Here is a 15,132-nt window from a genome sequence, read left to right as displayed (position 1 = left end):
CTCTCAAAGCTTTATAAAATTATTTTCAGGGGTATTTGACCGGGGAATGGGCGCGAAAGGAGTAAACATGGAAAAAGAAATAAATTATGATTACTACAAGGAAAAAAATAAAAAGAGCAATACGGGCAAAATTACATTTATAGTTATACTTGCAGTTTTAATTGTCGGTGCCATAATAGGCAGTTCCATATATATGGAATTGATACAGCTCAGGGAACTGAATCCAAAAGCCGATTATTCGTCGGTTTTTACAACAAATTTGCTGTATAAGATTATTTTCATTTTATTGAGCTTCGTTGTTATAAGTTTGTTTGTATATATTTCAAACATTTTTATTATCAAAAATCTAAAGAAATATTTCACTCATAACAATCTGGAAGCCAGAAAAATGTATAATGCTCCCATTGCTTTGATCATTGGAATTATAGGAGCATACCTGACAAAGGATTACTTTTACGGCAAGGCGCTCCTGTTCCTGAATTCGGTTAAATTCGGAAGGGTTGATCCCCAATTCGGACAGGATATCGGGTATTACATGTTCCAAAGGCCCTTTTATATGTCGCTTCTGGACTTCATATCCAACCTGTGGCTGTTCATTGTGATCTATTCGGCAATTTATTATGTCCTGGTACTGCTGACGGCTTTAAACAACACTTTTTCAGCAGATACCCTTAAGGATAAGATATTGCTCCGACACAACCTGTTAAACGTAGCCATATTTTTTGTACTAAAATCGGTATCCTACAAGTTTCAGAGAGAGGGACTTTTGTATTCAAGCTTTACCGAAACGGGAGTGAGCGGTTCAGGCTTCTCCAGTACAAATATATGGATAAGGTTTTATACCATTGCACCGGTTATTGTGCTGGCCATAGTTATCATTGCCTTTCTTTTCATGTGGAAGGGAAAGCTGAAAAAAGCCGCCCTCACCATAGCAGTTTATCCTGTGCTGTTTATACTGGTCACAATAACCTCCGGAATAATCCAGACGGTTTTTGTCAAACCAAATGAGTTTGAATATGAAAAGAATTATCTGAAAAACAATATGATTGAAACAAGGGCAGCCTATGGACTTGATAAAATAAAGCAGTACGATTTCAAAACCATAGAGGATTTGACACCTGAAATAATCAAAAATAACAGAAATACCATTGACAACATAAGAGTTGTTGATTATACCCCCACTCTTAACAGTAATAAACAGCTTCAAAGCAATACAAACTTTTACACCTTTTCAACAGGTGATATTTTGAATTATACAGTAAACGGCAAAGAGATACCGGTTCTCATTTCTGCAAGAGAAATCAACACGTCAAATCTTCAGAATCAAAACTTTGTCAACAGGACTTTCAAATACACCCACGGTTACGGAGTGGTTGTCAATCCCATAAACAAGGTAACTGCACAGGGTCAGGTGGAATTCCTGTTAAGCGGTCTGAAAATGGACACAGTTGACAAGCAAAATCTCAATATTACCGAACCCAGGATATATTACGGAGAACTGACCAACAACTTTGTCATTGTCAATCCCAAAGCTTCAAAGAAAGAGGCTGAAATTGATTATGACGGTACTGCAGTCAACTATTTTGAGGCCGGGAATACAGAAAAAATAAAGCTGAACCTGCTGAACAGATTGCTGTTTGCAACCAAGTACATGGATGCAAACATACTGGTGTCCAGTAACATAAATTCCGATTCACAGATACTGCTGAACAGGAATGTTGTGGAAAGAGCCCAAAAAGGAGTTCCGTTCCTGAAGGTTGATTCGGACCCTGCCATGACAATAACCTCTGACGGAAGGCTCAAGTGGGTACTGGACGCATATACCGTCTCAGATAACTACCCCTATGCACAGAACTTCTATACCCAGAGCAGCGAGCCCGATCTGAGAGCTTTGAACGGTATAAACTACATCAGAAATTCGGTGAAGATAACTGTTGACGCATATGACGGGACTGTCAGGTATTATGTGATAGATAAGGAAGATCCTATAATCCAGGCATATCAGAAGGTTTATCCGGAGGTATTCTCAAAGGAGCCGCTGCCTGAGGATATAGCTTCGCATACAAGGTATCCTGAAACCTTGTTCAAGATACAGACCGAGGTTTTAAAGAAATACCATCTTGACCCCAATGAGCATGAGGAAAACATATCGAATTTCTATACAAACCAGGATGCCTGGAATATCGCAAAATATCCTGATGAGAACAGCCCCGATAAAGTCAGGGATATAGATGCCTATTACAATATGATCAAGCTCCCCGACGATTTGGGCAAGACAGAAGAGTTAATACTCATGAGACCGTTCACTCCGTCGGCAGGCAAGCATAATATGATATCCTGGCTGGCTGTAAGAAATTCAAAGGATAATTACGGTGAGATGATACTTTTCAACTTCCCCAAAAATACAAATATACTGGGACCTGACCAGGTTGAGGTCAATATCAACCAGATCAGTGAAATATCCGAATACAATACATTATGGGGACAGGGTAAATCCAATGTATTTAAGGGCAGTCTCCTTGTAATACCCATAGAGAACAGTGTACTTTATGTGGAGCCAATATATATCCAGTCAAAAAGCGAATCCTCAATACCCCAGGTTAAAAAGATAGTAGTGGGGTATCAGGACGGGACCGATTTTAAGCATGGAATCGGAAATAACCTTGAAGATGCGCTGAATAATCTGTTCGAAGGTGATCTGAAGCTGACCGGAAATAAATTGCCTACAGTGGATCAGAAGGAACAGAACGGGGAGGAAGAAAACCAAAACGGAGAGACGCCAAATGAAGGCAATAATCAACCTGCCGAACAGACCTCAACTGATACCGGAACCCCGCCGGCCGATAAAAACGGTCAGCTTGACCAGGCCAAGCTGGATGAAATTCAGAAAAAACTTGACGAATTGATGAAGCAGTCAAAGGAGATCAACGATCTTATAGAGAGTTTAAAGAAATAAATAATTGAAATAAAAAGCTAATGGATGGATTCCGCGTTGGAGTCCATCCATTTTTTTTAACTTATAAAAACAGTCTTAATCCATATAATAATTTTATCAATAATTTGTAGAATTATAATAAAAAGCCTGATCGAATAAATATAATTGAAAAATACTCATAGTTTATGAATAAATTATAAAAAATCTGTTGCTAAATTATTAAAAGTGTATATAATACTATCTTATGTAATAGTAAAAATATATTAAAAAATTATATTGTAAATACAATTAAAAAGGAATAGAATACAATAGTTATTTTGAACTGTCAAATATTCCAAGTTGCAATTATTATTCACTACGGCAAAAGGGTTAAAATTATTTACATTGTAGTAGACAGGTGGAGTTGTTATGTTTAAGAAAATAAGAAGAGTTTTAGTAGGCAGACCTTTGAAGAATGAAGCTCTTAATGATCAGAAAATGGGCGTCCTGTGGGGATTGCCTATTTTATCGAGTGATGCTATATCCTCTGTTGCATACGCAGGACAGGAAGTGCTGATGGTATTGATACCTGTTATCGGCCTGGGTGCATACAGGCAGATGTCGTTCATTTCGGTTTCAATTATCTGTCTGCTTATGCTCCTGATGTTGTCGTACAGACAGATAATAGACAGTTATCCAAATGGAGGCGGTGCTTTTGTAGTAGCCAAGGAGAATCTGGGAATACATGCGGGTGTTACGGCAGGAGCTGCTCTGGCTGTGGATTATATACTCACGGTTGCCGTTAGTATATCCTCGGGTGTTGAACAGTTTACAACGGCCTTTAAAGAGTTCAAACCTTATTCGGTATTAATTGCATGTGCCCTGGTGGTTTTGCTCATGATAGGCAACTTGAGGGGAATAAGAGAATCTTCGAGAATATTTGGAATACCTGCTTATTTGTTCATTTTTGGCATTGCCATAATGATCGTATGGGGAATTATTAATATAAAAAGAGGATATGTGCCGCCGCCGCCGAAAAATATGCCAGCTGTCGTAGAGCCTTTATCGATAATCCTCATACTAAGGGCTTTCTCAAATGGCTGTACTGCCCTTACAGGTGTCGAGGCAGTCAGTAATGCCGTTCCGAATTTTAAAAATCCAAGTAAAAAATATGCAAAAAGAGTTCTGTTTCTATTATCGATGATAATACTAATTTTATTCGGAGGAAGCTCGGTACTGGCAAATCTATACAAGGTTAATCCGCAGGGCAACGCCATGCTCGTGCTCATAGCTGAAGAAATCTTCGGACATGGCTTTATGTTTTACTATATAACAGCTACAACTTTCATAATCCTTGTAATGGCAGCAAATACGGCATACTCAGGGTTCCCCATGCTCATATCGCTCATGGCAAAGGAAGGCTATGCTCCGCGTCAGCTCAGTATGAGAGGGGACAGACTCAGCTATGACAATGGCATAATCCTATTGTCCATAGTTGCCTCAATACTGATGATTGTATTCAAGGCAAAGGTAACCAGTCTGCTGGGGCTGTATGCCATAGGTGTTTTTATTTCATTTACGCTTGCCCAGACAGGGATGTTTGTAAAGTGGAAAAACAGCCAGGAAAAAGGCTGGAAGTACAAGGCTGTTATCAATGGCATTGGTGCAATTGTCACCGCAATAGTTGTTATTATAATCGCATTTACCAAATTTGAAGAAGGAGCCTGGCTTGTAGTCATACTGATTCCTGTGTTGATCTTCATGGTTTTCAAGGTAAAGAAGCATTATAACGCGGTTATGAGACAGCTCAGGCTAAAACCTGAAGAAATCGCCGAATTCGATATAAATAAGGCGGTGTATACAAACCGGGTCATAGTGCCCATCGAGAGTATCAACAGATCCAGCTTGAGAGCACTGCGGTATGCCAGGACCATATCTGAAAATGTTGTAGCCTTCAGTGTGGCAATTGATGATGAAAGTGCAAAAAAGATAAAGGAAAAGTATGATGCTCTGAATATAGATATTCCGTTAATCACAAAATACTCGCCTTTCAGAAGGGTTGTGGATCCTTTGCTGAAGTTCATCGAATCGGCCGAGTATGATTATCAGAACGGGGACATGATTACAGTGATCCTTCCCCAATTTGCAGTAAAGAAATGGTGGCATAAGATACTTCACAACAATACAAGGTATTATATTGAAAGAGAGCTGCTCAAGCATAAGCATATAGTAGTATCCGTCATGCCGCTTCAGCTGCGTGACGATGATTTTGTATTGAATAATCCGAAATATGATTAAACACTTATTTATTCTATTGTGCATTATGCATTAATATATAATTAAGTAATAAATTATTTAAAGTCGAGGCGTTTAAATTATGAAATATAGTATTGGAATTGAGCTGGGTGTAAAAAACATAGTGGCCGGAATCCTGGACAAGAATGGTAAATTATTGCGTCGTGACACTATTCCCACCAACAAGGACAGGGAATTTGAAGAGATCATAAGGGATATGTGCGCATTGGTCTCAAAAATTCTCAGTGATGAAGATCTTGAGATTAAAAATGTCAGGTATATAGGTGTCGGCTGTCCCGGGATAACTGACAATTTTAATGGGATAATACTAAAAAATTATACGATGAATCTTAGTAACGCTAATGTGAGAGCAGAGATTCAAAAATATTTTAATGTTCCGGTCTATGTTGAAAACGACGCAAACTGTGTTGCAATCGCCGAATATTTGCTGGGAGCTGCATACGGTACCGGCAATTCTCTTACTATCAAGGTAGGAGTTGGTATTGGCGGAGGTATCATTCTGGAGGGCTGTATTTACAATGGGCTGAATTTTGGAGGGACAGAGTTTGGTCATATGGTGATAGATTTTAACGGCAGACCGTGTATTTGCGGAAGGAAAGGCTGCTGGGAGCAGTATGCTTCTGCATCGGCATTGATCAACCAGACAAAACAGTTAATTGAAAAATATCCGGATTCAATACTTGCAAATATCGCTTCGAACTGCTGCAACAACCAGATAACCGAGCTTACCATATTCGAAGCTGCCAAAGCAGGTGACGAAATGGCCAAGCAGGTATGCCGGGAATATGTTATTTATTTTGCAGAGGGCCTTGCAAATATTGTAAATATTTTAATGCCGGAGGTTGTTATAATCGCCGGACCTATAAGCAAGCTGGGAAACAGCCTTGTTTATCCGCTTGTGGATCTTTTGAGGGAAAAAATCTACTGTAAGGAATTACATATACCGGAATTTAAAATGGCCGAGATGGGAAATGCCGGTATAATAGTTGGAGCAGCCATGCTGGGCGCCTTTAAGGATGAAAAATTATCAGATCTGATATAAAAAATGTTTTATTTGTGCCGGTTTATTTTTATGCGTTTAATACAAAGGATTGGAGGCAGGCTATGGCTGATATAAAATATGAAATAACGGAAACTATTGGAGTTTTAGCGGAGTCAAATAAGGGCTGGTATAAGGAATTGAACCTTATCAGCTGGAATGACAGGGCGCCCAAATACGACATACGTGATTGGTCGCCGGATCATGAGAAAATGGGTAAGGGTGTGACACTTTCCAGGGAAGAACTCATTGAGCTGAAGAAATTATTAAACAGCATGGATTTATAAGGATTAAAAACATAAATTAATTCGTTGTGCTTATTAATTTGGGCTTGCTTTACTGTGTAATTCATTATATAAACTGGTAACTTCCGTACTAACTTCATAAAATAAGGGTGCACCCAAAACAATTACGAAAATTGTATCGCCTCATTATAAAGCGATTTTGCCGTCGCTCAAACTCGACATCATGTCTCGATTTGAAGCTCAAAGCAGCGTCCTGCTGCTTTGACGGCAAAACCGCTTTACCTTCGTCGACAATTCATCGTAATTGTTTTTAACCGTGCATCTTATTTTATGAAGTTGTCCTCACGTTACAAGTTGATTCAAAATAAATTTGTCTGTAAAGCAAAGCAAAATTTAAACTAGCATAACGCGTTAAATTAATAGTTTTTTATTGTCGGGGAAAGTTTTTTACAAAAAACTTTCCCGGACAATAAAAAGTGGCCAGGACGATCATGCCCTGGCTTTATTGTGCCCTGGCGGACACTTATTTGCTTGGGCAAGGTACTATTTCCTTTCGAAAGATTGACAGTCGGTACACTCAATCTCTGTAGGATTATCTTCGTGAGTACCTACCTTGATTTTGTTTAATGCACAATACCCGTCATTTTTACTATGATTTGCACAGGTATATATGCTGCACTCTATATTGTGATTGTTGTGTGATTTAAACGGATTCATTGATATCACTCCTTTTCTGTAAGGAAAATAGTATTTCATATATATTATTAGTACTTATTAATTTAATATTCGATATAATTTTTCTCAAAAAATAGAGAAATGGCAAAAAAGTAAATATTATAAAGAAAAATTGGGAAAAAACTAGTAATACTAATTTAATTTCATGTTGACACAATATGTTGCTTGGTGATAGTATTAATACACAATATATGGCATTAAAAAAAGGAAAATTTTTATAACACTATATTACATAATTCTACAATTCAAACAGTTTCATAACATTAATTTGTAAATTTTATATAAAGCCGGCACATTCCGGTTATAGCGTTTGGTCAAACTAAATATTGAGAAAAAGACATAAACGTGTTCACTGTTGAGCAATAACGCATTGCTCATATTTATTGTGCTGTTTTGATGAAATGCTGTGTAAAATATTTAGAGGGGTGGCAAGTTACAAATGATTACCAAAATCAAGAAACGTGATGGGAGAGAAGTACCTTTTAACATTGAGAAAATAGCCAGTGCAGTGTTTAAAGCGGCAAGCGCAACAGGGGGGAAGGATTACAAAACCGCCATGGAGCTGGCCGAAAGGATTGTAGCCTACATTGAGGAATCAATGGACAAGAGAGTACCGAATGTTGAAGAAATCCAGGACGCAGTTGAGAAGGTCTTGATTGAAACCGGCCATGCCAGGACTGCCAAGGAATTTATATTATACAGGGCTGAGCGGACAAAAGTCAGAGAGATGAATACGCGCCTGATGAAGGTATATGAGGAACTTACCTTTAAAGATGCCAAAGATAACGATTTGAAGAGGGAAAATGCCAATATAGACAGTGACACTGCTATGGGCACCATGCTGAAATATGGTTCGGAAGGTGCAAAACAGTTTTATGAAATGTATGTTTTGAAACCTGAACATGCAAAGGCTCATAACGAAGGAGATATACATATCCATGATCTGGACTTTCTTACACTGACAACCACCTGCTGCCAGATCGATATTGTCAAGCTGTTCAAGGGAGGATTCTGCACCGGACACGGCTATCTGAGGGAACCAAATGATATAAACAGCTATTCCGCCCTTGCATGTATCGCCATTCAATCAAACCAGAACGATCAGCATGGCGGGCAGAGTATTCCAAACTTTGACTACGGAATGGCGCTCGGAGTTGCCAAGACCTTTGAAAGAGGCTACAGGCAAAACCTTAGAAAGTCACTTGAACTCCTGCTGGACAAGGATCTGGAGACTGAAATAAATTCAGTGAGCGAACTGGTAAACAGGGAACATAATTTAAAGCCTTTGCTGAACAGGATGGAAGCCTATATAAAGGCAGAAAGGAAGTACCTTCTTGAATATGTAAAGGATGAAGCGGTTCTGGATAAGGCTCAGACTTTTGCGGTTAAGAAAACCGAAAGCGAGACCGACAGGATAACCTTCCAGGCAATGGAGGCCTTTGTACATAATCTGAATACAATGCACAGCCGTGCGGGGGCACAGACGCCGTTCAGTTCGATTAATTACGGTACCGATACTTCACCCGAAGGAAGAATGGTTATAAAGAACCTTTTGCTCGCTACCGAAGCAGGTCTGGGAAATGGTGAGACACCTATATTCCCGATACATATTTTCAAGGTGAAAGACGGGGTAAATTACAAGCAGGGAGATACCAACTATGACCTGTTCAAGCTGGCCTGCCGTGTAAGCGCCAAAAGACTTTTCCCGAATTTTTCATTTATTGATGCCCCCTATAACCTTAAGTACTACAAGGAAGGGAATCCTGACACCGAGATTGCATATATGGGCTGCAGAACAAGAGTAATAGCCAACACTTATGATCCGTCCAGGGAGACCATTTTCGGCAGGGGAAATCTGAGCTTTACTACAATCAATCTGCCAAGGATTGCTTTGAAAAGCAATAAAAACCTCAATATGTTCTTTGATGAATTGGACAAGAAAATAGACCTGGTTATTGACCAGCTCTATGAAAGATATTTGATACAGGCCGAAAAAAGGGTTAAAAACTTCCCATTTCTTATGGGGCAGGGGGTCTGGCTGGATTCAGACAAACTGGACTGGGAGGATGAAGTCGGAGAAGTGCTGAAGCATGGCACACTGACAATCGGCTTCATAGGTCTGGCCGAGTGCTTGAAAGCCCTTACGGGAAAGCACCATGGTGAGTCCGAACAGTCCCAGAATCTTGGCCTGGAAATCATCGGCTATATGAGAAAGAGGATGGACGAGGCCAGCCAGAAATACAAAATGAACTTCAGTGTGATAGCAACTCCTGCCGAGGGCACCTGCGGAAGATTTATAAAATATGATAAAAAGCTCTTTGGAGTTATTGAAGGAGTTACCGACAGGGAGTATTACACAAACAGTTTCCACGTTCCTGTATATCATAAGATAAATGCCATCGACAAAATAAAGATCGAGGCGCCGTATCATGAAATGACCAATGCAGGCCATATTACATATGTTGAAGTAGACGGTGACCCTTTGAACAATCTGGACGCCTTTGAAAAGATCATCAGGGCAATGAAGGAGTCGGGAATAGGTTACGGTTCAATTAACCATCCTGTGGACCGAGATCCTGCCTGCGGCTATACCGGAATAATCGGAGACACCTGCCCAAGCTGCGGCAGAGAAGAAGGCGACAGAAAATTTGAAAGAATCAGACGTATTACAGGCTATCTGGTCGGAACGCTTGAACGCTTCAACGACGCGAAGCAGGCAGAGGTAAGGGACAGAGTAAAGCACATGTAAAATATGGGTCAAAAACTGAATAATGATACTTTCAGTATCATTATTCAGTTTTTTTAGTGCAATTGTACGGTATAGATATACTTAAAGTTTAATTGTATTTTTTAGAGGCATTGTACAGTATAGCTGTACGCAAACTGCCAGCTTTTTAGTGCAACCGTACGTGCGAGCTATTTAAGCTTTATGTGTATGGAACAAATGCACTACAAGAAGTACTATTGATTATGTGCGCGAGTACAATTTCAAAAAATGGAAAGCTCGATTAAAAGTACATACCCGAAATTGTAGGTGAAACACAGGTGTTTTAGCTGGCAAATCGGCAGGACGCCGATTTGAGCAGCAACACCGAAACAGGAGGTTGAGTGTTCTGCGACAGCAAAAAGCACCTGTGATGAGCCGTAGAAATTTCAGGCATGTACTTTGTGAGCAATCCATTTTTTGAAATTAGTACGGGAGCACTTATAATAATATTTTGACATGTACTTACATATTTAATACAGCATGGGAGGAGTATATGGGTATACAGCTGAGAATTGCCGGAATTATCAATGAATCTATTGCCGACGGGCCAGGCATCCGCATGGTGGTTTTCACCCAGGGCTGTTCACACAACTGTCCGGGCTGCCACAATCCCCAGACCCATCCCTATGATGCCGGAGAAGTGATCGAAATTGAAAAAATATTAAGTGATATAAAAAAGAACCCGCTTCTTGACGGAATAACCTTAAGCGGCGGAGATCCTTTCGAACAGGCTTCAGCCTGCTCGGTTCTTGCAGGTGAAGTCAAAAAACTGGGCCTCACTGTAATAACCTACACGGGGTATATCTATGAGCGGCTGCTTGAGCTCTCGGAGCAGAGAGAGGGATATGCCGGGCTTCTGGAAAACACCGATCTGCTGGTGGACGGTCCGTTTATACTGGGCCGTAAGGATCTTCTCCTCAAATTCAGAGGTTCTGCCAATCAGAGGATAATTGATATGGATAAGACAAGGAAGCAGGGCAGGCTTGTTCTTGCAGAAATATAGGGGCCGTATGTAACTTCTTGAGATATTTATGAATCAAAAACTTTTTCCCGGTCCTTTATTGGCTGATAAATATCCAATTCACAATAGTTATCATTTGACAGGCTTGTGTCTATATATTCAAATTCAAAAGGAGCGGCCGATTTGAAACCTGAGTTTGTAATCCATCTGCGGTATAAATGCACCAGCACCCTTCCCACCTGTCTGCCCTTTATATCATCCGGGCGAAAAAAACCCACAAAGCGGAAAACCACATATTTATGGGCGGGAATGGATATGCCCGTCATTCCTTCGGGAATATTCCCCAGATCAGGAACCTGGACCGAAGGAATATAGCTTACATATCCATCCTCATAATTGCTCCAGTCGGTATACCCGAAATATATGTCGGGATTGACCGGGTTTGCTATGCTGTTTTTGTGATTATAAAAAAATTCCTTGCCATGGGTGTTGGCGGCATTATCACCGGATCTGCTCTGTATTTTATACTTTTTCCCAACGAGGTTGAATTTCTGTTTGAAAATGTAGAAGGGTTTAAAGGTAACGGAATTCTGCACCGACATAATATCGTTTATATTGATTTTTTCCTGGATTTGAAGTGACAATTGCTCTGATTTCACTTTTAAGGGTGTATATCCGAATTTCTTTCTGAAAGCCCTTATATATGACTGTTCATGATCAAAGCCATATTCCATGGCAATGTCTATTATTCTCATATTTGTATTGACAAGTTCATTTATGCTGGAGGTGAGTTTTCTTGATTGAACATAATCCATGATGGCCTGCCCTGTCAATGACTTGAAAATTCTATGCAGGTAATATTTCGACACGCCGGTATAAAGAGCCAGATCATCCAGCGTGAATCTGTTTGAAATATTCTTCTCGACAAAGTCAATACATGTGCTGATGGTTTCCTTGGTATTTATCACAATTTTATACCTCAAATCAAAAAAGCAATATCTGTTCATTTCTAAGTAATTATACATGTTATCTTTATTAATGTAAATCATTCCCGCTTTCACTCACTCCCGCATTTTAGGGGAGTAGACCTGAAGTATTTTATGGGACGAGGAGGTATTTTTTATGAAGAAACGTGTTGTTATTACCGGTACCGGAGTGATTTCCTCACTTGGCAACAGTAGCGCGGAGTTTTGGCAGAATATAAAAAGAGGTAAATCAGGAATCAGCAAAATTGAAAGAGCTGACGTTTCGGATCTTCCTACCACTGTCGGTGCGGAGATTAAAAATTTTGGTCCATCTGAATTTATTGATAAAAAGGAAATAAAAAGAATGGATCGTTTTGCACAGTTTGCAGTAGCTGCCGCCCAGATGGCCATAGAGGACTCAAAATTGGATATGGAAGGTTTGAATAAAGACCGGCTGGGCGTCATTATAGGAACTGGAATAGGCGGTCTGGAAACACTGGAAACCCAGCATAAAATCCTGTTGGAAAAGGGGCCCGGAAGAGTCAGCCCATTTTTTGTTCCAATGATGATTCCCAACATTGCCGCTGCAAATATCGCAATAAGATTTGGGGCAAAGGGTTTCACCGAATGTGTGGTCACAGCCTGCGCTTCTTCGGTCAACTCAATAGGTGATGCTTTTAGAATAATTCAGAGGAATGATGCAGATGTGATAATCGCAGGCGGCACCGAAGCCCCTATAGTAAGGCTGGCACTTGCAGGTTTTTGTGCAAATAAAACCATGACGACGAACAGTGATCCTTCAACTGCCTGCAGACCTTTTGACATGGACAGGGACGGTTTTATCATTGGTGAGGGAGCAGGTGTGCTCATCCTTGAAGAGTATGAAGCTGCAAGGAAACGCGGAGCAAGAATCATTGCCGAGATAGTGGGATACGGCTGTACAAATGATGCCTACCATATTACTGCACCGGCCGAGGGCGGGGAAGGCGCGGTAAGGTGCATGAAGCTTGCAGTTGAAGATGCCGGAATAACAGCCTCGGACATCGGATATGTAAATGCCCACGGGACTTCCACCAAACTAAATGATAAAAGCGAGACGCAGGCAATTAAAACTGTTTTTGGGGAGTATGCAAAAATATTACCTGTAAGTTCCACCAAATCAATGACCGGACATCTCCTGGGAGCTGCGGGAGCTATTGAAACCATTATTACAGCACATGCATTAAAGGAAGGTTTCCTGCCTCCGACAATAAATTACAGAACTCCTGATCCCGAGTGCGACCTGAATTGTGTGCCCAACAAGGGAAAAGAAACAAATATGTCATATGCTCTGACAAATTCCTTTGGCTTTGGAGGGCATAATGCGACACTGGTAATGAAAAAAGTATAAGTTTATTAAGAAACGCTCAATAAGTACATGCCTGGAACCGGTGTACCTGAATGCTTGTGCTTCCGCTCTTCAGGCGTGTACTTATAAGGGTGTTTATTTTGGTTATGATGCTGAGGCGTATTCAGCGCCGGTAAATAATGTTTATGCTATAAATAAAATTAACAATGTAATGAAAATAACTATTGAGTTTATAACGATTGCAGCGATTGCAAGTCCCGATTTTTGTGATTTCAGACCATATTTGATTGCCAGTGTATAGGAAGCTAAATTAAGCAGTAGACTGAATTTGGAGCCAAATACCAATATTAAAGAAGCGATGGATAGCCAGAATGCAATTTTTGCATTTCTGTTATTGGATTTATTAACTTCATCGGCTACGGCAGAAGTGGCTTGGTTGTTGCCTTCTAATTGTTGTGCATACAAGGGGGGAGCTTGTACCTGCATGCCTGCCTGTCCTTGTACGGGCGTTTGTACTTGTCCGCCTGTTTGTTGATAATATGCTGATTTTGCCCTTTCCAAAGTCTCCAGTAAGGCTAAAATACTATTATAATATGGTATTTTTGCTGCCGCCCCAAGAAACTTTCCATCACCTATGTTCATTTCCTTTCCGATTTTGCCGACCCAGGCTTCCAAATGCAGGATACCGTTTTGATAGCCATACTTGAAACCTTGAAGCGGGAACATGACTCCTCCGGTTTTATAATATTGTTCTCCCTTTTCAAAAACCAATTTGAAATCCTTGCCTCTCAAATACTGCTGTATTGCACTCTCAACATCTTCCGGAGCCATGTTAAGAGCAACGTCGTTAATATACCTGCTTCCCATTATTTATGTACCTTCTTTCATAATAAATAAACATACAACATTATATTACAAAATATTCATATATTCAACAAATTATGGTACTAAATGCTAGATACAACATTTGATAAATAATTTTTTATTGAACCTCCCGGAAGGCTACATCTTGCCTGAAACATATGGCAGCACCTACCGCTGTGGCATATTCCGCGTTGGGAGGAGTCTGGAAATTCACATCATACAGCTTGCTGAGCTGTGTGAAAATGTACTCTGACTGGGGAACGTTGGTAAGGTTTCCTGTCAGCACCACATCTTTTATTTTATCTATTCTTGTGTTAAATACTGCAATCATGCCTATAGTCTGGAAAACCAGATTTATTATTCCCATGGCCAGGTCTGATTTTGTAACCAGATCACTGATTTTCCCGAAGTTTGAGGCAGTGGTTTCGTTGGGCAGTGTTTCCATAACTTCTTTGGAGATATCGCCGATGGTCAGGTCCACATGTGAGAGGTCACCGCCGTTGGCGGCTTCAATCAGTTCATCGAAGTGACGGACGTTGAGCATTCTGTTTGAAAGGCCCAGGAGGGTTCCGCCGCCGACTCCTGTACCACCCAGATGGACAGCCGTGTTGTTTTCAGCTTTGACAAGCGCCGTACCGGTCCCCATGCTGACAATGATGGCCTTGTTAAGATCACTGAGGAAAAGTCCCCCCATGCCTATTGCCATAAACTCGTCGACTTTTCCGGTGGGAATTCCGAACAACCTGTTGTTTATAAAAGAAGACCCCACCCCTGTAATCATGATTCTTTCTATATCTTCAATTTTTAATGAATGAGCAGTCAGAAATTTTCCGAATGCGCCGTAAACAGACGCTATAGGATCATTTGCCCGGACCAGTAGCGGAGCTATCATGGTCTTTCCGTCAAAGCCTACTATTTTTGTTGTGCTGCCGCCTATATCTATTCCAATAACTTTACCCACAGAACCACTCCTTATAA

At 40.5% G+C, this 15,132-nt stretch carries 11 protein-coding genes; 7 read left to right on the top strand and 4 right to left on the bottom strand.

The window, feature by feature from the left end; translation table 11 throughout:
- The first annotated feature begins 67 nt into the window (after nucleotides 1-67).
- The 4 genes from T344_RS0106150 (at nucleotide 68) to T344_RS0106135 (ending at nucleotide 6,556) form a co-directional block, all read left to right on the top strand.
- On the top strand, nucleotides 68-2,956 hold the full coding sequence (locus tag T344_RS0106150; protein WP_027627970.1) for a UPF0182 family protein: 2,889 nt from the start codon (nucleotides 68-70) through the stop codon (nucleotides 2,954-2,956).
- A 387-nt stretch (nucleotides 2,957-3,343) separates the two neighbouring features.
- Complete coding sequence (locus tag T344_RS0106145; RefSeq protein ID WP_027627969.1) at nucleotides 3,344-5,212, top strand: APC family permease; 1,869 nt, start codon at nucleotides 3,344-3,346, stop codon at nucleotides 5,210-5,212.
- A gap of 79 nt (nucleotides 5,213-5,291) precedes the next feature.
- The gene (locus T344_RS0106140; protein WP_027627968.1) at nucleotides 5,292-6,272 is read left to right on the top strand and encodes an ROK family protein; all 981 of its coding nucleotides are present in this window, start codon (nucleotides 5,292-5,294) and stop codon (nucleotides 6,270-6,272) included.
- 62 nt (nucleotides 6,273-6,334) lie between these two features.
- Nucleotides 6,335-6,556, top strand: coding sequence for a YdbC family protein (locus T344_RS0106135; RefSeq protein ID WP_004627113.1), 222 nt, complete (start codon nucleotides 6,335-6,337; stop codon nucleotides 6,554-6,556).
- A 501-nt stretch (nucleotides 6,557-7,057) separates the two neighbouring features.
- Here the strand turns inward: T344_RS0106135 and T344_RS30260 are convergent.
- Nucleotides 7,058-7,231 carry a DUF1540 domain-containing protein gene (locus T344_RS30260; protein WP_004627047.1) on the bottom strand — a complete coding sequence of 58 codons (174 nt, stop codon included), beginning with the start codon at nucleotides 7,229-7,231 and terminating at the stop codon, nucleotides 7,058-7,060.
- A gap of 457 nt (nucleotides 7,232-7,688) precedes the next feature.
- Here T344_RS30260 and T344_RS0106130 point away from each other — a divergent pair, with 457 nt between their 5' ends.
- Together T344_RS0106130 and nrdG are read left to right on the top strand one after the other, a co-directional pair.
- Complete coding sequence (locus tag T344_RS0106130) at nucleotides 7,689-9,998, top strand: anaerobic ribonucleoside triphosphate reductase (RefSeq protein ID WP_027627967.1); 2,310 nt, start codon at nucleotides 7,689-7,691, stop codon at nucleotides 9,996-9,998.
- 511 nt (nucleotides 9,999-10,509) lie between these two features.
- Nucleotides 10,510-11,019: an anaerobic ribonucleoside-triphosphate reductase activating protein gene (gene nrdG, locus T344_RS0106125; RefSeq protein WP_027627966.1), complete on the top strand. Its 510-nt coding sequence runs from the start codon at nucleotides 10,510-10,512 to the stop codon at nucleotides 11,017-11,019.
- Nucleotides 11,020-11,045: 26 nt separating this feature from the next.
- On the opposite strand, the gene T344_RS0106120 is transcribed toward nrdG, so the two are convergent.
- The gene (locus T344_RS0106120) at nucleotides 11,046-11,984 is read right to left on the bottom strand and encodes an AraC family transcriptional regulator (protein WP_422784858.1); all 939 of its coding nucleotides are present in this window, start codon (nucleotides 11,982-11,984) and stop codon (nucleotides 11,046-11,048) included.
- A gap of 115 nt (nucleotides 11,985-12,099) precedes the next feature.
- Between T344_RS0106120 and fabF the strand changes: the two genes are divergently transcribed.
- The gene (gene fabF, locus T344_RS0106115; protein WP_027627964.1) at nucleotides 12,100-13,332 is read left to right on the top strand and encodes a beta-ketoacyl-ACP synthase II; all 1,233 of its coding nucleotides are present in this window, start codon (nucleotides 12,100-12,102) and stop codon (nucleotides 13,330-13,332) included.
- 141 nt (nucleotides 13,333-13,473) lie between these two features.
- On the opposite strand, the gene T344_RS29625 is transcribed toward fabF, so the two are convergent.
- Nucleotides 13,474-14,061 (bottom strand): hypothetical protein, encoded by a 588-nt coding sequence (locus T344_RS29625; RefSeq protein WP_162178025.1) that lies wholly within the window; start codon nucleotides 14,059-14,061, stop codon nucleotides 13,474-13,476.
- Nucleotides 14,062-14,272: 211 nt separating this feature from the next.
- A complete protein-coding gene (gene coaW / locus T344_RS0106105; RefSeq protein WP_027627962.1) occupies nucleotides 14,273-15,115 on the bottom strand; it encodes a type II pantothenate kinase in 843 nt (280 codons plus the stop codon).
- Nucleotides 15,116-15,132 lie beyond the last annotated feature (17 nt).

The organism is Ruminiclostridium cellobioparum DSM 1351 = ATCC 15832 (assembly GCF_000621505.1).
In the GTDB taxonomy this organism is placed as follows: Bacteria; Bacillota; Clostridia; order Acetivibrionales; family DSM-1351; genus Ruminiclostridium; species Ruminiclostridium cellobioparum.
This window is presented reverse-complemented; position numbering and strand designations above follow the sequence as displayed.